Annotated in this window: 18 protein-coding genes; 8 read left to right on the top strand and 10 right to left on the bottom strand. The window is 60.1% G+C overall.

The genetic code is table 11. The features are described 5' to 3' along the window. The first annotated feature begins 253 nt into the window (after positions 1-253). Both LCH64_RS24685 and LCH64_RS24680 read left to right on the top strand, forming a co-directional pair. A complete protein-coding gene (locus LCH64_RS24685) occupies positions 254-814 on the top strand; it encodes a glycine cleavage system protein R (RefSeq protein WP_003222572.1) in 561 nt (186 codons plus the stop codon). A 10-nt stretch (positions 815-824) separates the two neighbouring features. Continuing rightward, on the top strand, positions 825-1292 hold the full coding sequence (locus LCH64_RS24680; protein WP_226501564.1) for a peroxiredoxin: 468 nt from the start codon (positions 825-827) through the stop codon (positions 1290-1292). A 127-nt stretch (positions 1293-1419) separates the two neighbouring features. Here the strand turns inward: LCH64_RS24680 and LCH64_RS24675 are convergent, their stop codons facing one another. Beyond that, positions 1420-2490: an AI-2E family transporter gene (locus LCH64_RS24675; protein ID WP_003222568.1), complete on the bottom strand. Its 1071-nt coding sequence runs from the start codon at positions 2488-2490 to the stop codon at positions 1420-1422. A 32-nt stretch (positions 2491-2522) separates the two neighbouring features. Next, positions 2523-2762 carry a sulfurtransferase TusA family protein gene (locus LCH64_RS24670; protein WP_003222566.1) on the bottom strand — a complete coding sequence of 80 codons (240 nt, stop codon included), beginning with the start codon at positions 2760-2762 and terminating at the stop codon, positions 2523-2525. A gap of 98 nt (positions 2763-2860) precedes the next feature. Here LCH64_RS24670 and LCH64_RS24665 point away from each other — a divergent pair, with 98 nt between their 5' ends. Next, entirely contained in the window at positions 2861-4294 is a 1434-nt protein-coding gene (locus LCH64_RS24665; protein ID WP_003222564.1) for a M48 family metalloprotease, read from the top strand. Positions 4295-4373: 79 nt separating this feature from the next. Here the strand turns inward: LCH64_RS24665 and LCH64_RS24660 are convergent, their stop codons facing one another. From LCH64_RS24660 to rpoE, 4 genes are all read right to left on the bottom strand, one after another. Further along, complete coding sequence (locus LCH64_RS24660) at positions 4374-5804, bottom strand: DegQ family serine endoprotease (RefSeq protein ID WP_003222562.1); 1431 nt, start codon at positions 5802-5804, stop codon at positions 4374-4376. Between the two features lie 210 nt (positions 5805-6014). Beyond that, positions 6015-6977: a MucB/RseB C-terminal domain-containing protein gene (locus LCH64_RS24655; RefSeq protein WP_003222560.1), complete on the bottom strand. Its 963-nt coding sequence runs from the start codon at positions 6975-6977 to the stop codon at positions 6015-6017. Between the two features lie 8 nt (positions 6978-6985). Then, positions 6986-7573 (bottom strand): RseA family anti-sigma factor, encoded by a 588-nt coding sequence (locus LCH64_RS24650; protein WP_003222558.1) that lies wholly within the window; start codon positions 7571-7573, stop codon positions 6986-6988. Positions 7574-7603: 30 nt separating this feature from the next. Then, positions 7604-8185: an RNA polymerase sigma factor RpoE gene (rpoE, locus tag LCH64_RS24645; protein WP_003172477.1), complete on the bottom strand. Its 582-nt coding sequence runs from the start codon at positions 8183-8185 to the stop codon at positions 7604-7606. Positions 8186-8743: 558 nt separating this feature from the next. Between rpoE and nadB the strand changes: the two genes are divergently transcribed. Then, complete coding sequence (nadB, locus tag LCH64_RS24640; protein WP_226501563.1) at positions 8744-10360, top strand: L-aspartate oxidase; 1617 nt, start codon at positions 8744-8746, stop codon at positions 10358-10360. On the opposite strand, the gene LCH64_RS24635 is transcribed toward nadB, so the two are convergent. Together LCH64_RS24635 and LCH64_RS24630 are read right to left on the bottom strand one after the other, a co-directional pair. After that, on the bottom strand, positions 10329-10781 hold the full coding sequence (locus LCH64_RS24635; protein ID WP_226501562.1) for a protein YgfX: 453 nt from the start codon (positions 10779-10781) through the stop codon (positions 10329-10331). The genes nadB and LCH64_RS24635 overlap by 32 nt on opposite strands. Then, positions 10765-11019 carry a succinate dehydrogenase assembly factor 2 gene (locus tag LCH64_RS24630; protein WP_003222550.1) on the bottom strand — a complete coding sequence of 85 codons (255 nt, stop codon included), beginning with the start codon at positions 11017-11019 and terminating at the stop codon, positions 10765-10767. The genes LCH64_RS24635 and LCH64_RS24630 overlap by 17 nt, the downstream gene beginning before the upstream one ends. Positions 11020-11168: 149 nt before the next feature. Here LCH64_RS24630 and LCH64_RS24625 point away from each other — a divergent pair, with 149 nt between their 5' ends. Together LCH64_RS24625 and LCH64_RS24620 are read left to right on the top strand one after the other, a co-directional pair. After that, positions 11169-12110 carry a folate-binding protein YgfZ gene (locus tag LCH64_RS24625; protein ID WP_226501561.1) on the top strand — a complete coding sequence of 314 codons (942 nt, stop codon included), beginning with the start codon at positions 11169-11171 and terminating at the stop codon, positions 12108-12110. Between the two features lie 35 nt (positions 12111-12145). Further along, complete coding sequence (locus LCH64_RS24620) at positions 12146-12967, top strand: HDOD domain-containing protein (RefSeq protein ID WP_226501560.1); 822 nt, start codon at positions 12146-12148, stop codon at positions 12965-12967. Positions 12968-13119: 152 nt separating this feature from the next. On the opposite strand, the gene LCH64_RS24615 is transcribed toward LCH64_RS24620, so the two are convergent. Further along, the gene (locus LCH64_RS24615; RefSeq protein ID WP_226501559.1) at positions 13120-14505 is read right to left on the bottom strand and encodes a sensor histidine kinase; all 1386 of its coding nucleotides are present in this window, start codon (positions 14503-14505) and stop codon (positions 13120-13122) included. Then, positions 14498-15169: a response regulator gene (locus LCH64_RS24610; protein ID WP_003222545.1), complete on the bottom strand. Its 672-nt coding sequence runs from the start codon at positions 15167-15169 to the stop codon at positions 14498-14500. The genes LCH64_RS24615 and LCH64_RS24610 overlap by 8 nt, the downstream gene beginning before the upstream one ends. 236 nt (positions 15170-15405) lie before the next feature. On the opposite strand from LCH64_RS24610, the gene LCH64_RS24605 reads away from it, so the two are divergent. Beyond that, the gene (locus LCH64_RS24605) at positions 15406-16698 is read left to right on the top strand and encodes an OprD family porin (protein ID WP_003222544.1); all 1293 of its coding nucleotides are present in this window, start codon (positions 15406-15408) and stop codon (positions 16696-16698) included. A 39-nt stretch (positions 16699-16737) separates the two neighbouring features. Further along, positions 16738-17715, top strand: a complete 978-nt coding sequence (locus LCH64_RS24600; RefSeq protein ID WP_103485701.1) for a tripartite tricarboxylate transporter substrate binding protein — start codon at positions 16738-16740, stop codon at positions 17713-17715. Positions 17716-17737 lie beyond the last annotated feature (22 nt).

Raw genomic sequence — 17737 nt, 5'->3', positions numbered from 1 at the left:
CGCCGCCATTCCCCTTGGCGTCGGTTTTCGCTACCCTTCAGACTTTGATCGGTACAGATCAGCTTGTACGTCGGGCTCCAGCCTCCCCTGTCGGCCACCCAGGCCCCGTTCCAGTGTCGCTGCTGCACGCTCTGCCTATATTGGAGCGAATTGCGAGCCATGGCCCGGGGCTTTCTGAATCGGCACGCGCAGACGCATCCCGACGGCCAACGCCCATCGACCTACCGACCGCTCATCGCTTTAGGAATGCTGCATGTCCACCCCCACAGTTCGCGAACAATTCCTTGTCATCAGTGCCCTTGGCGCCAACCCCATGGAGCTGACTAACGTCCTGTGCCGCGCCAGCCATGAAAATCGCTGCGCCGTCGTCACCTCCCGTCTGACTCGCCATGGCGAATGCAGCGCCCTGGTGCTGGAAATCTCCGGCAGCTGGGACGCCCTGGCCCGTCTCGAAGGCAGCCTGTCGGGCCTGGCCAAGCGCCACGCCTTTACCGTCAACGTGGTGCGCAGTGCCGCGCTGGAAAATCGCCCACAGGCCCTGCCGTACGTGGCCTATGTCAGTTCGGCGTATCGCCCGGACATCATCAACGAGCTGTGCCAGTTCTTCATGGATCACAACGTCGAGCTGGAAAACCTGACCTGCGATACCTATCAGGCGCCGCAGACCGGCGGCACCATGCTCAATGCCACATTCACTGTGACGCTGCCGGCCGGCACCCAGATCAGCTGGCTGCGCGACCAGTTCCTGGACTTCGCCGACGCAATGAACCTGGACGCGCTGATCGAACCCTGGCGCCCACAAAACCCAATGTAAGGAAGCTTTCATGGCCGTTGTCATCGACCAACCGGTTGCGGATTTCGAAGCACCTGCCACCAGCGGGCAGACCGTCAGCCTGTCCGCCCTGAAGGGCAAGCAAGTGGTGATCTACTTCTACCCGAAGGACAGCACCCCGGGCTGCACCACCGAAGGCCAGGGTTTTCGTGACCAGTACGCGGCGTTCCAGGCTGCCAACACGGAAATTTTCGGTATTTCCCGCGACAGCCTGAAATCCCACGAGAACTTCAAGTGCAAGCAGGAATTCCCGTTCGAGCTGATCAGCGACAAGGATGAAGCCGTCTGCCAACTGTTCGACGTGATCAAGCTGAAGAAGCTGTACGGCAAGGAATACCTGGGCGTTGATCGCAGCACTTTCCTGATCGACAAGAACGGTGTGCTGCGTCAGGAATGGCGCGGCGTGAAAGTGCCGGGGCATGTTGATGCGGTGCTGGCTGCGGCTCAGGCCCTGAATTAAGCCTGATATTTCTGCGTCGTTTTCACTGACGCTTTCACGAGCAAGCCCGCTCCCACATAGACCTCGGTCAACTGTGGGAGCGGGCTTGCTCGCGAAGGGGCCATAAGCCTCAACGAATAATCCGGCTTTAAAGTAACGGAGCTACAACCGGCTCCTTGCGCGGCCACGCATCCAGCACTGCCTTGAACAGCGTCGCCAGCGGAATCGCGAAGAACACCCCCCAGAATCCCCATAGCCCGCCAAACAACAGCACCGCGCAGATGATCGCCACCGGGTGCAGGTTGACCGCCTCGGAAAACAGCAACGGCACCAGCACGTTGCCATCCAGGGTCTGAATGATCCCGTAGACCGCCATCAGATAGATGAACTGATCGCTCCAGCCCCACTGGAACAAGGCAATCAGCAGCACCGGCACGGTCACCACCACCGCGCCGACGTACGGCACCACCACTGACACCCCGACCAGCAACGCCAGCAGCGCCGCATAGTTGAGGCCAAGGGCGACGAAGGCGATGTAGGTCACACCGCCACAGATCACGATCTCGATGACCTTGCCGCGAATGTAATTGGCGATCTGCCGATTCATTTCCTGCGCCACGCGGGTGATCAGCGCCCGCTCACGGGGCAGATAGCCGCGCACCCACTCGCCGATCATTGCCCGATCCTTGAGGAAGAAGAACACCAGGATCGGTACCAGCACCAGATAGATCATGATGTTGACCAGCAGCGGCAGGCTCGACAGCGAGAAGGTCAGCGCCCATTGGCCGAACTTGCCGATCTCGCCACGCGCCGCTTCGATGGCCTGCAGTACCTGCTCGTCGGAGACCAGATGCGGATAGCGCTCCGGCAGCAGCAACAGCAGCGACTGCCACTTGGCGAGCATGCCCGGAAGTTCGTTGAACAGCGTGATCAACTGATGCCACAGCAACGGCAAGACCACCACGATGAACACCAGCAACACGCCCATGAACAGCGCGAACACCAGCCCTACCGCCGCTGCGCCAGGCAAGCGCATGCGCTCAAGAGCGAGCACCAGTCCCTGCATCAGATACGCCAGCACCATCCCGGCCAATACCGGCGCGAGCATCCCTCCGAGGGTGAGCACCGCGGTAAAGGCAAGGAACAGCAGCACCGCCAGCACCACCGCCTCTTCATCGGAAAAGTAGCGCTGAATCCAGTCGCGTAACACTTTGAACATCAATAATCCTTAGGTCTTTTACGCTGTCGGTTTCAGGCTTTCTTCAACCAGTAACGGTAGACGCCTGCTTCGTCTTCTTCGCGCAGCAGCGTATGACCGGCCAGACGGGCAAAGGTGCGGAAGTCGCGCTGCGAGCCGGCATCCGTGGCGATCACCTTGAGCACCGCGCCACTGGGCAGCTTGTTGAGTTCCATTTTGGCCTTGAGCAACGGCAACGGGCAATTCAGACCACTGGCGTCCAGTTCACAGTCATGGGCTACAGGGTCGGTCATCGCGTCACTCCGGTTCGGGTAATTGAGCTGCCTAGAATATCTGGTCGCCAGCCCGGTGTCCGGCTACAGTAAGGTCTTTGTCTTCTAAGGCTTTGTGCATGACATTTCTGCGCCCTACCCTGCTGACGCTCGCTTGCCTGCTCGCCTCACCGGGCTTTGCCGACGATCTGCCGTCACTTGGCGACGCCAGTTCTGCCATTGTCTCACCGCAACAGGAATACCAGCTCGGCCGCGCCTGGCTGGCCATGTTGCGCAGCCAGGTTGCACAACTCAACGACCCGCAGCTCAAGGACTACGTCGAGTCCAGCGTCTACAAGCTGGTGGAAACCAGCCAGGTGACTGACCGCCGTCTGGAGTTCATCCTGATCAACAGCCCGCAACTCAACGCCTTCGCGGCGCCGGGTGGCGTGGTCGGGGTTAACGGCGGGCTGTTCCTCAACGCGCAGACTGAAGGCGAATACGCTTCGGTACTGGCCCACGAACTGGCTCACTTGTCGCAACGCCACTTCGCGCGCGGCGTCGAGGCTTCGCAGCGGATGCAGGTGCCGATGATGGCGGCGCTGCTCGCGGGGATCGTGATTGCCGCCGCCGGGGGCGGTGATGCCGGGATCGCGACCATCGCCGGTACACAGGCCGCAGCCATTCAGTCGCAACGCACCTTCTCGCGCCAGAACGAACAGGAAGCCGACCGCATCGGCATTCTCAACCTGGAAAAGGCCGGCTACGACCCGCGTTCGATGCCGACCATGTTCGAGCGCCTGATGCGCCAGTATCGCTTCGACGCGAAGCCGCCGGAATTTCTGCTGACTCACCCGGTCACCGAATCGCGTATCGCCGACACCCGCAACCGCGCCGAGCAGGCACCACAGGGCGGTATTGAAGACAGCATGCGCTATCAGTTGATTCGTGCCCGCGTCCAACTGATCTATGAAGAAACCCCGGGCCTGGGCGCCAAGCGCTTCCGCGCCCAACTGGACGAGAACCCGAAAAACGACGTGGCGCGCTATGGCCTCGCGATCGCCCAGATCAAAGGCGCTCAGCTCAATGAAGCGCGGGAGAACCTCAAGCAGTTGCTGGCCAAGTCGCCGAACGAGATCATCTACAACCTCGCGCAGATCGACCTGGACATCACCAACAACCGCCTTCCGGATGCGCAAACTCGGGTTGACCGGATGCTCACGCAATATCCGGGCAACTACCCGCTGAATCAGGTTCGCGTCGATCTGTTACTGAAACAGAATCGCACCGCCGACGCGGAGAAAGCCCTTGAAGGCCTGCTCAAATCCCGCCCGAACGATCCGGACGTGTGGTATCAGGTTGCCGAAACCCGTGGCCTGTCAGGGAACATCATCGGCTTGCATCAGGCTCGCGCCGAATACTTTGCGCTGGTGGGTGATTATCGTCAGGCGATCCAGCAGCTCGACTTTGCCAAACGCAAGGCTGGCAGCAACTTCCCGCTGTCCTCGCGGATCGATGCACGCCAGCGTGAGCTGATGGAGCAGGAGCGCATGATCAAGGACATGATGGGTTGAGTTTTCCTCCTCGAAACATTGTTTCAGGCATAAAAAAACCGCCTCTTTCGAGGCGGTTTTTTATTTCACCGCAACCGGATTATTCAGCCAGTTTGAAGGTGATGAAGCTGGCCCGGCCTTGACGCAGAACGCGCATCGACACCGAACGATTCTTCGGCAGCGCCTTGGCGATCTCGCCGAACTCCTTGGTGGAGCCGATGGCCTGGTTGTTCAGGTGAGTGATCACGTCACCCGGCTGCAGACCGATCAGGGCTGCAGGACCATCCTGGACGTCCTTGATGACCACGCCACCTTTGAGGTCGTAGGCTTTCTTCTGCTCATCGGTCAATTCGACCACCGACACACCCAGGCGGTTGCTGCTGCTTTCCGCGCCGGATTTCGGTAGCGATGCCAGCTCTTTGTCTTCGTCCGGAATTGCGCCGACTGTCAGCTCGACATTCTTGCGCTTGCCGTCACGAATCACTTCGAGGTTGGCCTTGGCGCCAGCCTTCAGCGCACCGACAAGGTGTGGCAGGTCGGCGGACATGACGATCGGCTGACCGTTCATGCTCAGGATCACGTCACCCACTTGCAGGCCGCCCTTGGCTGCCGGACCGTCATCCTGAATCTGCGCAACCAGCGCACCGGCCGGCTTATCAAGACCGAACGACTCGGCCAGATCCTTGTTTACTTCCTGGATGACCACACCCAGCCAACCGCGACTGACCTTGCCACCGCTTTTCAGCTGATTGGAAACGTCCATGGCTACGTCAATCGGGATGGCGAACGACACACCCATGAAACCACCGGAACGGGTGTAGATCTGCGAGTTGATCCCGACCACTTCACCATTCAGGTTGAACAGCGGGCCACCGGAGTTACCCGGGTTGATCGGCACGTCGGTCTGGATGAACGGCACGTAGTTTTCGTTCGGCAGGCTACGGCCGACGGCGCTGACGATGCCCTGAGTCACGGTATGGTCAAAGCCAAACGGCGAACCGATCGCTACGACCCACTGACCAGCCTTCAGGTCCTGGGACTTGCCGAGCTTGAGCACCGGCAGATCCTTGCCATCGATTTTCAGCAGGGCCACGTCGGAACGCGGGTCGGTGCCGATCAGCTTGGCTTTCATTTCACTGCGATCAGCCAGACGCACGAGGATTTCGTCGGCATCGGCAATCACATGGTTGTTGGTCAGGATGTAGCCATCCGATGAAATGATGAAGCCCGAACCCAGCGATTGTGCTTCACGCTGGCGATCACCGCGTGGCGAACGCTGCTGAGGCGGCATGCCACGTTCGAAGAACTCGCGCAGCATCGGCGGCAAGCCTTCCAGGTCAGGCATCTGCTGGTTCACTTTGCGATCCGGCAGCTTCTGCGTGGTACTGATGTTCACCACCGCAGGCGAGGCCTGTTCAACCAGTTGGGTGAAGTCCGGCAAGTCGGCCGCCTGGGCAGCGGGAACAGCCTGACCGAGCACCAGCACGGTGGCGAAAATGGAGAGATAAGACTTCAAGCTAAGTATCGACATACAGCTCCCGTTACGACGAGCAGGGTTAAGCGATATGGAGCAAGGAACACCGGGAACCGCGGGCCGGCATTTTTGTTCCGGGAACAACAGACAAGGCCAGAGCCGTGAGGCTCTGACCTATAAAAAACTTTCGGGTGATTTGCAAATGAAAATGCTGAGCAAACATTTCATCTACGTCTCGACGAAGAAGTGGAAATGACTGAAATCAGCTCACTGCTTGCTGGTTGCAGCGCCATCGTTGCGCATCGACAGGGCAATCCGTTCGGCCGTGCCAATGGGTATTTCACCGACCACCGTCACCATCATTTCGCCTTCAGGCGTGGTCAGGCGGCGGGACACAGCGACGGTCGGCCCGAGCTGTGTGCGGGTATCGGTGACTGTCGCGCCGTTCAACGGCTCGAGAAACACCGAAAACCGCGCCAGCCCGTCGTCATACATCAGGCTGCTGACCTGAGTCTTGGTTTCCGGGTCTTTGTGCGAGGTACTGCTCGTCAGCACAAACCCCGGAGGCAGCCAGTCCGAGTGCCAGACCTGGGCCGTCTTCACGGCGGAGGCCTTGTCACTGTCGAGGGTGATTGCCTTGCACTCGGTGCCAGGTTGCAGATCTTTGTCAGAAGGGGCATCAGCGGTATCAAGGCTGGTGAACTGGAAGCGCTCGAGTAACTGCCCCTTGTCATTGAGCAGCAACGACTTGAGTGGCAAACCAGTCTGTTTATCCAGATGCAGTTCGAAACCGTAGCGATGCTGGTCACGAGGCGTCAGCGAAACGATTACCGCATCACGCCCGGCCACGCGCGACTTGCCGATGACAGCAAGGTCATACCAGTTTTTCAGCTTTTGGGGATCAAGCGAACGAGCGGTCGAGTTGGGAGAGTCTCCCAACCCCGCAATCAGGGTGCCGCTGACGCATTGAGTATGTCCATCAACGCGCACGACTTCCTGCGCCGAGCCATCGAGCTGAAGCAAACGCTCGCGGACCTGGCCATTCTGGACACGATGCCAGATGTTGTGGGTAGAAAAACTACCGTTACGCTCGTATACGAAAGTGCCGTGGAAGCTTTGCTGCTGCTCGGCCTGACCCAGGCGGGTCAACCAGTCCTGAGCCTCGTCGGCATGGGCTGGAACAACGAACCAGCCGCCAAGCAGAAGCGAAAGTAGAGGTATGGCGCGCATGATCCTCCTTAACGGTTTTCCATGCTTGCTGCACGCGCATAAGGCAGTGCGCTTTCAGTACCTTTCAGTGCAGCCTGTTGGGCATGCTGACGCAGATAGCCTGGCAGACGCTGATCGTGCCAGCCTGGCTGACCTTGCAGTACGCCGTTGGCCATCGGGCCTGTGGTTTCCGAGCTTTCCTTGTAGCCCGCCAGAACAGCCGGGCCTTTGACCTGAGGCGCAACCAGCGAAGGCTGATTGGACTGCTGGGCCAGCTCGACGCCAGCGATTTCGTCCTGATTGTACAGGCGCACACCGGCCAGCACCGCAACAGTCACCGACGCTGCAACGGCCAGACGGCCAAGATTGCGCCACGGGCCACGGGATACTTTGGCTGGAGCCGTTTCGTCTTCCAGCGCAGCAGAAACTGCCGCAGCAATGTCCAGACGCGGAAGTAGCAGATCCTTGTGCATCGCTGCCCGAGCGATCTGATAACGAGCCCAGGTCTCACGGGTTTCAACATCGTCCAGTGCATTGATCACTCGACGCAATTCCAGTTCGTCCGCTTCGTTATCCATCACTGCGGACAGCGATTCCTGCAGGGCTTCACGACTCATGGCGTTCCTCTCTTGGCTGTCGCCGCTGTCTCAGTTTTCCTGCAACAACGGCTGCAGGGCTTTATCGATGGCCTCCCGGGCGCGGAAAATCCGGGAGCGCACGGTACCCACCGGACACTGCATGACGCTCGCAATGTCCTCGTAACTCAGACCATCGAATTCACGTAAAGTTAAAGCCGTACGTAAATCCTCTGGCAGTTGCTGAATGGTTCGATGGACGGTGCCTTCGATCTCATCCCGCAGCAATGCGCGTTCCGGTGATTCGAGATCCTTGAGGCCGTGATCGCCGTCGTAGAACTCCGCATCTTCAGAACTTACATCGCTATCCGGCGGCCGACGGCCGCGTGAAACCAGATAGTTTTTTGCCGTGTTGATGGCAATGCGGTAAAGCCACGTATAGAACGCGCTGTCTCCGCGAAAGTTTCCTAGCGCTCTGTAGGCCTTGATAAAGGCTTCCTGAGCCACATCCTGGGCTTCATGGGTGTCGTGCACGAAACGCACGATCAACCCGAGAATTTTGTGCTGATACTTCAGCACCAGCAGATCGAAAGCTCGCTTGTCGCCACGCTGAACGCGCTCGACCAGCTGCTGATCCTCTTCCTGGGTTAGCATGAACACTCCTCGATAAGCATGGAGGAGGCTTGCATAACTAAACGACCAGACTTGCAAACATAGACTCGGGCTTTTCGCAAAAGTTCTCCCCCTCCAGGCAAGTTTCCTGCGGGCTCTGATTTGGCACGCACGAAAAACGCAGCGCGGGATAAACCGGCTGCGCGAATAATCTTGTCATCGGTTCGCCGGCAAAACCCAATTCGCAGGTTTTGCATTGAAGCCGACACTGTCCCGTGCTTCAGGCAACGGACTATTGATCTTGGGCCTCTGGCAAAAGTTCCAATTATTTATAGCCGCGCTTAAGCGACATTGAGCGACCGTGCGCGGAAAAAGCCTGTTTCATCCTCGATACAGTCGCCTTTTCCCAAAACGACGGAAAAAAACGTCCGACGAAGCGTCAAGCTTTTGTCGTCACAGTAGTTTCACAATGCCATACGAGCCCGGCTATTGTGCCGCTCCCCCCCTCTATATACTAGTGGGCTGTGTGGCTGTCTTGACTCGCCGATCCAGCTGTCTTGCGCCACCCCCGATCCGGGTCGCTTTGAGCGGAATCCTGAAATGAGCCAACAGTTTCAACACGATGTTCTGGTCATTGGCAGCGGCGCTGCCGGTTTGAGTCTCGCGCTGACCCTGCCGGGTCACTTGCGCATTGCCGTATTGAGCAAAGGCGATCTGGCCAACGGCTCGACCTATTGGGCCCAGGGCGGTGTCGCTGCCGTGCTGGACGATACCGATACTGTCGAATCCCACGTCGACGACACCCTTAACGCCGGCGGCGGTCTGTGCCATGAAGACGCAGTGCGCTTCACCGTCGAGCACAGCCGCGAAGCCATCCAGTGGCTGATCGACCAGGGCGTGCCCTTCACCCGCGACGAACAGTCCGGAACCGAAGACGGCGGTTTCGAATTCCACCTGACCCGTGAAGGCGGTCACAGCCATCGGCGCATCATTCACGCAGCCGATGCGACCGGTGCAGCGATTTTCACCACCCTCCTCGCCCAGGCCAGAGAGCGCGCCAATATCGAGTTGCTTGAGCAACGGGTTGCCGTTGATCTGATCACCGAACGCCGTCTGGGCATGGACGGCGAGCGTTGCCTCGGCGCCTATGTGCTGAATCGCGCGACCGGCGAAGTCGACACCTACGGCGCGCGCTTCGTGATCCTTGCGTCAGGCGGCGCGGCCAAGGTCTACCTCTATACCAGCAACCCCGACGGCGCCTGTGGTGATGGCATCGCCATGGCCTGGCGCTCGGGTTGCCGGGTAGCGAACCTGGAATTCAATCAGTTCCACCCCACTTGCCTGTATCACCCGCAGGCCAAGAGTTTCCTGATCACAGAAGCACTTCGTGGCGAAGGCGCGCACCTGAAGCTGCCCAACGGCGAACGTTTCATGCCGCGTTTCGATAAACGTGCCGAACTGGCGCCACGCGACATCGTCGCCCGGGCCATCGACCATGAAATGAAGCGCCTGGGCGTCGACTGCGTCTATCTCGATATCAGCCACAAGCCTGAAGCGTTCATCAAAAGCCACTTCCCGACTGTCTACGAACGCTGCCTGGGTTTCGGCATCGACATCACCAAGCAACCGATCCCGGTCGTACCGGCAGCGCACTACACCTGTGGTGGGGTGATGGTCGACCAACACGGTCGCACCGACGTGCCGGGGCTGTACGCGATCGGCGAAACCAGCTTCACCGGTCTGCATGGTGCCAACCGCATGGCCAGCAACTCGCTGCTCGAATGTTTCGTCTATGCCCGCTCGGCGGCAGCGGACATTCTTGCGCAACTGGATGACGTCACCGCGCCAAACGCCCTACCCGAGTGGGACGCCAGCCAGGTGACCGATTCCGACGAAGACGTGATCATCGCCCACAACTGGGACGAGCTGCGTCGGTTCATGTGGGACTACGTAGGCATTGTGCGCACCAACAAGCGCCTGCAACGGGCTCAGCACCGCGTGCGTCTGTTGCTGGACGAGATCGACGAGTTCTACAGCAACTATAAAGTCAGCCGCGACCTGATCGAGCTGCGTAATCTGGCGCAAGTTGCCGAACTGATGATCTGCTCGGCCATGGAGCGCAAGGAAAGTCGTGGACTGCATTACACCCTCGACTACCCGAACCTGCTGCCCGAGGCGCTCGACACTATTCTGGTGCCGCCCACCTACGCCGGCTGAACTTGAGCCGCACCCGCAGGCGTCGATGCACATCGGCTGCCTGCGAGTCTCGCGGCACACAGATCGAGCGCACCCGCCGCTCCCCGCGCAAACGAAAACGCAGCACCACAATCAGTGGCAACGCCAGGCTGTCGGGGCGCAACTGCACCGCCTGCCAGCCACCCGCCTGATTCCATAACTGCCAGCCATCGGCGTCGCGGCGCAATCCGCAAAAAGCCTGCGGATGCTTCAGCAGAATTTGCCGTGGCACCACCCACGCGGCGTGCAGCAGACAGGCGAAAGCCCCGAGCAGACTGGCCCAGTGTGGAATCGACAGGAGAAACAAGGCACCCAAAGCGAACGCCTGGGCCAACAGATACGCCGCCAGCAACTGCCGTGAGGCATGCCAGCGGCATTCGAACGTGTTACTTGGGCTGAACACGGTCCAGGATCATCCGCACCATGCGCTGCAGCTCAGGGTCTTCGGACTCGCTGCGCTCCATGAACCAGCCGAACATATCCTGATCCTCACAGGTCAGCAGACGGACATACAAGTCGCGATCGACCTGGTTGAGGTGCGGATAGACCTCTTTCACGAACGGCACCAGCAGCACGTCAAGTTCCAGCATGCCACGGCGGCTGTGCCAGAAGAGGCGATTGAGTTCAACTTGTTCGACCATGGAGCCCTCCTCAAATAGGCGCGCAGTATACAGCCCCGGCGCGGGTCGCACAGTCGGCTTTGGTCGGGCACCACCGATCCTTTATCAACTACCCATTTCAACAACGCGCCCTTATGATGTGCCCCAGACTTTTTACCCTGCGATGACCCATGGCCGATTCTGCTTTTTTCTGCACCCTGTCTCATGAAGGCGTACTCGCGGTTCGCGGCGTGGATGCCGGCAAATTCCTGCAAGGCCAATTGACCTGCAACATCAATTACCTCAGCGACAGCCAGGCCAGCCTGGGCGCGCGCTGCACGCAAAAAGGCCGGATGCAGTCGAGCTTCCGTATTTTGCTCGAAGGTGACGGCGTGCTGCTGGCGATGGCCAGCGAACTGCTGGAGCCACAACTGGCGGATCTGAAAAAGTACGCGGTGTTCTCCAAATCCAAACTGACCGACGAAAGCGCCGCCTGGGTGCGTTTTGGCCTGGAGCACGGCGACGCTGCGTTGGCCAGCCTGGGTCTGAACCTGCCAGGCGAAACCGACAGCGTGGTGCGCAACGCAGGCCTGATCGCGATTCGCGTCTCGCCGGATCGCGCCGAACTCTGGGTACCGGCCGATCAAGCCGATGCCATCAAGGCCAAATTGGCCGCCGCCCTGCCTGAAGGCGAGTTGAACCAATGGCTGCTGGGGCAAATCCGCGCCGGTATCGGCCAGGTCATGCCGACCACCCGCGAGCTGTTCATCCCGCAGATGCTCAACCTGCAGGCCGTCGGTGGCGTGAGTTTCAAGAAAGGCTGCTACACCGGCCAGGAAATCGTCGCGCGCATGCAGTACCTCGGCAAGCTCAAGCGTCGTCTCTATCGCGTGCAGCTGGACGCGAGCGAACTGCCGGAGCCGGGCACCCCGCTATTCGCCCCAAGCCATGGCAGTGCCATCGGCGAAGTGGTGATTGCTGCCCGCGCCGAAGAAAAAATTGAACTGCTGGCGGTGTTGCAGGCCGAAGCTGCCGAAGCGGGTGATTTGCACTTGGGCGCCCTCGAAGGGCCAGCTCTGCATTTGCTCGACTTGCCCTACGAACTGGATCGCGACCGCGAAATCCAGCGCTGATCGCAGCTTTTGTTGCAACACCCTAGAGAGTCCACATGAGCGAGCTGGCGGATAAGGTCCAACAGGATTTGGTTGAGGCCATCGATAACGATGACCTGGTTCTGCCAACGTTACCGGAAGTGGCCCTGCAAATTCGCAAGGCCGCCGAAGACCCGGAAATCAGCGTCAGCACCCTGAGCAAAGTGATTGGCCGCGACACGGCGCTGTCGGCGCGCCTGATCAAAGTGGTCAACAGCCCGTTGCTGCGCGCGACCCAGGAAGTCACCGATCTGCACACCGCGATCACCCGGCTGGGTGTCAACTACAGCAGCAACCTGGCGATCGGTCTGGTGATGGAACAGATCTTCCACGCCCGCTCCGAAGTGGTCGAACAGAAGATGCGCGAAGTCTGGCGCAAGAGTCTGGAAATCGCCGGTGTCAGCTATGCGTTGTGCCGTCGGCATACCCAACTCAAGCCTGATCAGGCAGCACTCGGTGGACTGGTACATCAGATCGGTGTGCTGCCGATTCTGACCTACGCCGAAGATCACTACGAACTGCTGTCGGACCCGGTCAGCCTCAATCATGTGATCGACCATATTCATCCGCTGCTGGGCGACAAGCTGTTGCGGGTCTGGGAGTTTCCCGAGCAACTGGTGGCGTTGCCGGGGCTGTACCTGGATTTCAAACGCGACTCGGCGCACATCGATTACGTCGATCTGGTGCAGGTGGCGAGTCTGTATTGCCACAAAGACAACGATCATCCGATTGCACGGATTGATCCGCTCAGCGTGCCGGCGTTCAGGAAACTGGGGATCGATCCGGAGAACAAGCAATTGTGCGCGGATCTGGAAGAGTCGCGGACGATGTTTTACTGACCTGTGGCGAGGGAGCTTGCTCCCGCTGGGCTGCGAAGCGGCCCCAAAACCAGGCGGCCTCCCTTCATCAGGCAAACCTTGCACTCAGGGATCACGACTGCTGCGCAGCCGAGCGGGAGCAAGCTCCCTCGCCACAAAAGCCATCTCGGCTGCTATCCGGCGATAAAACTCACTCGAACCTTCAAACCGGCCTGCTCGCCATCATGCAACGTGATCTGCGCCAGATGCGCCCGGCAGATTTCCCCGACAATCGCCAGCCCCAACCCTGAACCCGCGACCTGCTGATTGCGCCGGTAGAAGCGTTCAAACACTCGATCACGCTCCTCCAGCGGAATCCCCGGCCCGTCATCTTCAACCTCAAGCACCGCCGGTGCCGCGACCCGCAGAATCACATTGCCGCCCGGCGGCGTATGCGCCAGCGCGTTGTCCACCAGGTTGCTGAGCAGTTCATTGAGCAACGTCGGTTCACCCCGCAACCACACCGGCTCATCCGCCTCCAGCGCCAGCGCGACCCCACGAGCATGCGCCAAGGGCGCCATGGCCATGCCCAATTCGCGGGCCAATTGACTCAGATCCAGCAGTTGCGCGCCGCCCTCGGCAATCGCCCGCGCACCGTTTTCCACGCGAGCCAGCGACAGCAGTTGATTGGCCAGATGAGTCAGGCGATCGGTGCTTTGCGCAGAGGACTCCAGGGTACTGCGCCAGGTTTGCGGTTCCGTCGAACGCAGCCCCAACTCCAGCCGCGCCTTCAACGCTGCCAACGGCGTACGCAGTTCGTGTGCGGCATCAGCGATGAACTGCGCCTGCCGTTCGAACTGCCCGCGCAAACGCTCGGTGAAATGGTTGAGTGCACGCACCAGCGGCCACAATTCGCGCTGCACTTCCACCAGCGGCAGCGGCCGGAGGTCGTCCGACTGTCGTTCTTCCACCGCCGTGCGCAAACGCTCCAGCGGACGTAGCGCCGCACTCACTGCAAACCACACCAGCAACAAGGCGCCGATCGCGAGCATGCCCAGGCGCAGCAGCGTATCGGCCGCCAGACTGCGAGCCATGCTGACCCGCGCCTCGTCGGTTTCCGCGACACGGATTTCCGCCATGCCATTCATGTTCGGTTCGGTGACGGCCTTGAGCAGACTGACCACACGCACGTTCTGCCCGCGATACGTCGCGTTGTAGAAACGCGCCAGCGCTGGATAGCTGTCGGTTCTCGGGGTGCCGGGTGGCGGCCCGGGGAGGTTTTCGTAGCCGGAAATCAGCTTCTGATGGATGTCGTTGACCTGGTAGTAAATCCGCCCGGCGCTGTCGTAGGCGAACGTATCGAGGGCCACGTAGGGCACGTCGGCACTGAGCGTGCCGTCGCGTTGCGAGAGGCCGGCGGCGATGGTCCGCGCCGAGGCCAACAGAGTGCGGTCGTAGGCCGTGTCGGCGGCTTCGCGCCCGTTCCAGTACGCGCTCAAACCACTGGCGAGCATCAACACCACCAGCAACAACGCGAGGTTCCACAGCAACCGCCAGCGCAGGCTGCTGGGCTTATGCATCGCGGCTTTCCAACAAGTAACCGAGGCCACGGAAAGTCACGATCGCCACCGGTTGGCCGTCGAGTTTCTTGCGCAGGCGATGCACGTAGATTTCGATCGCGTCGGGGCTGGCTTCTTCATCGAGACCAAATACCTGTGCGGCCAGTTGCTCTTTGCTCATCACCCGCCCCGGACGGGCGATCAACGCTTCGAGCACCGCCTGTTCGCGAGAGGTCAACGTGAGCAGTTCTTCGCCGAGGCTGAAGCGCCGGGTGTCGAGGTCGTAGGCCAGTACGCCGCAACGCTGTTGACGCTCGCCACCGAGCACGCTGCGTCGCAGCAAGGCTTTGACCCGGGCTTCGAGCTCGGTCAGTTCGAACGGTTTGGCCAGGTAATCGTCGGCGCCGAGATTCAAGCCGTGGACCCGGTCCTTCACATCGCTGCGCGCCGTCAGCATCAACACCGGCAGGTTCTTGCCGCGTGCGCGCAAGCGCGCCAGCACCTCGAAACCGTCCATGCGCGGCAGACCGACATCAAGGATCGCCATCGCGTATTCCTCGCTGCCCAGCGCCAGGTCGGCGGCCACCCCATCGTGCAGTACGTCCACGGTCAGACCGGTGCTCTTGAGCGCCTGAGCGACACTTTCGGCCAGTTGCAGATGGTCTTCGACGAGCAGGACACGCATGGATCGTTACCTCATTCACGGATGGCCGACGCCATTCTTTGCCGCGGAGTTTACAGCCGCAACCGCCGCTGTGAAGCCCGAAAACCGCGAAATCCGGCTGAAAGGTTAGTGAAAGGTTAGCCCGCTAGAGTCCGCCCACGGACAGTTCCGACTGCCGTAGCTGCTGCCACACAGCGATACGAAAAACGCCCCGATGCGTTTTCGACCAATAAGAACAATAAACGGAGTACACCCGCATGCCGTCCTTGCAGACCAAGGCTCTCAAGCCTGTTCGTCCTTCTCGTTTGCGCCACGCCACCCTCGCCAGCACTGCTGCCCTCGCCGGTTTTTCGCCGCTGAGCTACGCCGACTTCATCGAAGACAGTTCCGCCACCTTCGAAACCCGCAACATGTACTTCAACCGCGACTTTCGCGATGGCACCAGTGCCCAGCAATCCAAGCGCGATGAATGGGCGCAGGGTTTCATGCTCAATCTGCAATCGGGTTACACCGACGGCACGGTGGGGTTCGGTGTCGATGCGCTGGGCATGTTGGGAGTCAAACTTGATTCGAGCCCGGATCGCACCGGCACCGGCCTGCTGCCGACCCACGATGACGGACGCGCGGCGAACGAATATTCGAAAGTCGGCCTGACCGGCAAAGTGAAAATCTCCGCCACCGAACTGAAAATCGGCAGCCTGATTCCGGAACTGCCGATCCTCAAACCGAACGACGGGCGCATCCTGCCGCAGACCTTTGAAGGCGGGTTGCTGACCTCAAAAGAGATCAAGAACCTGACCTTCACCGGCGGGCGTCTGGAGAAAGCCAAGGATCGCGACAGCACCGATTTCGAGGACATCGCCCTCAACAACAAGAACAGCCGTTTCGCTGGCACCGTGGCCGGCAAGCATTTCGATTTCGCCGGCGTGGACTACAAGTTCACCGACAAGATCACCGGCAGTTACCACTTCGCCCAGCTCGACGAAGTCTATAACCAGCACTTCTTCGGTCTGGTCGCCTCGCGGCCAATGGGGCCGGGCACGTTCGCCACCGACCTGCGCTTTGCGGTCAGTGACGATCAGGGCGCGGCCCGTGGTGGCGAGATCGACAACCGCTCGCTCAACGGTCTGGTCAGCTATGCGCTGAGCGGCCACAAATTCACCGCTGGTTATCAGCACATGTCTGGCGACAGCGCGTTCCCGTATGTCGATGGCAGCGACCCGTACCTGGTCAACTTCGTGCAGATCAATGACTTCGCCGGCGCCGAAGAACGCTCGTGGCAGGCGCGTTACGATTTCGACTTCGCCCGCCTCGGCATCCCGGGCCTGTCATTCATGAGCCGTTACCTGAGCGGTGACAACATCAAGCTCAAGAATGGCGACGAAGGCAAAGAGTGGGAGCGCAACACCGAGATCAAATATGTAGTACAAAGCGGCGCCCTGAAGGACGTTGCCGTGCGTCTGCGCAATGCCACTTACCGTTCCAACTACTCCGCTCGCGATGCCGATGAAGTGCGGCTGCTGGTGAGCTATAGCGTTGCCCTTTGGTAATTCAGTACGTCCATAACAACAACTCCCAAGGAGACATAGATGAACTTATCACTGCGTAAAGTTGCTCTAGCCGCCGGCGTCATGCTGTTCGCTGGCCAACTGATGGCCGAACCAAAACGCCCCGAATGCATCGCACCGGCCTCCCCCGGCGGTGGTTTCGACCTGACTTGCAAACTGGCGCAAAGCGCGCTGGTCAACGAAAAACTGCTGACCAAACCGATGCGCGTGACCTACATGCCCGGTGGTGTCGGCGCGGTGGCGTACAACGCGGTGGTGGCCCAGCGCCCGGCCGACGCCGGGACGCTGGTGGCATGGTCCAGCGGTTCGTTGTTGAACCTGGCGCAAGGCAAGTTCGGTCGTTTCGATGAAACCAACGTGCGCTGGCTGGCCGCCGTCGGCACCAGCTACGGCGCCATCGCGGTGAAAAGCGATTCGCCCTACAAGACTCTAGACGATCTCGTTCAGGCGCTGAAGAAAGATCCGAGCAAAGTGGTGATCGGTTCCGGCGGTACGGTCGGCAGTCAGGACTGGATGCAGACCGCACTGATCGCCAAGGCCGCCGGAATCAACCCGCGAGACCTGCGTTACGTCGCCCTCGAAGGCGGCGGCGAAATTGCCACCGCGCTGCTTGGCGGTCACATCCAGGTCGGCAGTACCGACATCTCCGACTCCATGCCGCACATCCAGAGCGGTGACATGCGTCTGCTCGCGGTGTTCGCCGATAAACGCATCGACGAACCGGAAATGAAAGACATCCCGACCGCTCGCGAGCAGGGCTACGACATCGTCTGGCCGGTGGTGCGCGGTTTCTACCTCGGGCCAAAAGTCAGCGACGAAGACTACGCCTGGTGGAAAGACGCCTTCGACAAACTGCTGGCCTCGGACGATTTCGCCAAGCTGCGCGATCAGCGTGAACTGTTCCCGTTCGCCATGACCGGCCCGGAGCTGGACACCTACGTGAAGAAACAGGTGGCGGACTACAAAGTGCTGGCCAAAGAGTTCGGCCTGATTCAGTGATCGTCTCTCTCTAGCCGCCGTG

The organism is Pseudomonas sp. MWU16-30322, from assembly GCF_020515535.1.
Lineage (GTDB): Bacteria > Pseudomonadota > Gammaproteobacteria > Pseudomonadales > Pseudomonadaceae > Aquipseudomonas > Aquipseudomonas fluorescens_H.
The sequence above is the reverse complement of the archived record's forward strand: the minus strand, read 5'-3'. Positions and strand labels throughout refer to the sequence as shown.

Excerpts from the sequence above, each read along its gene's own strand:
- LCH64_RS24685 (WP_003222572.1), top strand. The coding sequence starts at position 254 with ATGTCCACCCCCACAGTTCGCGAACAATTCCTTGTCATCAGTGCCCTT.
- LCH64_RS24680 (WP_226501564.1), top strand. The coding sequence starts at position 825 with ATGGCCGTTGTCATCGACCAACCGGTTGCGGATTTCGAAGCACCTGCC.
- LCH64_RS24675 (WP_003222568.1), bottom strand. The coding sequence starts at position 2,490 with ATGTTCAAAGTGTTACGCGACTGGATTCAGCGCTACTTTTCCGATGAA.
- LCH64_RS24670 (WP_003222566.1), bottom strand. The coding sequence starts at position 2,762 with ATGACCGACCCTGTAGCCCATGACTGTGAACTGGACGCCAGTGGTCTG.
- LCH64_RS24665 (WP_003222564.1), top strand. The coding sequence starts at position 2,861 with ATGACATTTCTGCGCCCTACCCTGCTGACGCTCGCTTGCCTGCTCGCC.
- LCH64_RS24660 (WP_003222562.1), bottom strand. The coding sequence starts at position 5,804 with ATGTCGATACTTAGCTTGAAGTCTTATCTCTCCATTTTCGCCACCGTG.
- LCH64_RS24655 (WP_003222560.1), bottom strand. The coding sequence starts at position 6,977 with ATGCGCGCCATACCTCTACTTTCGCTTCTGCTTGGCGGCTGGTTCGTT.
- LCH64_RS24650 (WP_003222558.1), bottom strand. The coding sequence starts at position 7,573 with ATGAGTCGTGAAGCCCTGCAGGAATCGCTGTCCGCAGTGATGGATAAC.
- rpoE (WP_003172477.1), bottom strand. The coding sequence starts at position 8,185 with ATGCTAACCCAGGAAGAGGATCAGCAGCTGGTCGAGCGCGTTCAGCGT.
- nadB (WP_226501563.1), top strand. The coding sequence starts at position 8,744 with ATGAGCCAACAGTTTCAACACGATGTTCTGGTCATTGGCAGCGGCGCT.
- LCH64_RS24630 (WP_003222550.1), bottom strand. The coding sequence starts at position 11,019 with ATGGTCGAACAAGTTGAACTCAATCGCCTCTTCTGGCACAGCCGCCGT.
- LCH64_RS24625 (WP_226501561.1), top strand. The coding sequence starts at position 11,169 with ATGGCCGATTCTGCTTTTTTCTGCACCCTGTCTCATGAAGGCGTACTC.
- LCH64_RS24620 (WP_226501560.1), top strand. The coding sequence starts at position 12,146 with ATGAGCGAGCTGGCGGATAAGGTCCAACAGGATTTGGTTGAGGCCATC.
- LCH64_RS24615 (WP_226501559.1), bottom strand. The coding sequence starts at position 14,505 with ATGCATAAGCCCAGCAGCCTGCGCTGGCGGTTGCTGTGGAACCTCGCG.
- LCH64_RS24610 (WP_003222545.1), bottom strand. The coding sequence starts at position 15,169 with ATGCGTGTCCTGCTCGTCGAAGACCATCTGCAACTGGCCGAAAGTGTC.
- LCH64_RS24605 (WP_003222544.1), top strand. The coding sequence starts at position 15,406 with ATGCCGTCCTTGCAGACCAAGGCTCTCAAGCCTGTTCGTCCTTCTCGT.
- LCH64_RS24600 (WP_103485701.1), top strand. The coding sequence starts at position 16,738 with ATGAACTTATCACTGCGTAAAGTTGCTCTAGCCGCCGGCGTCATGCTG.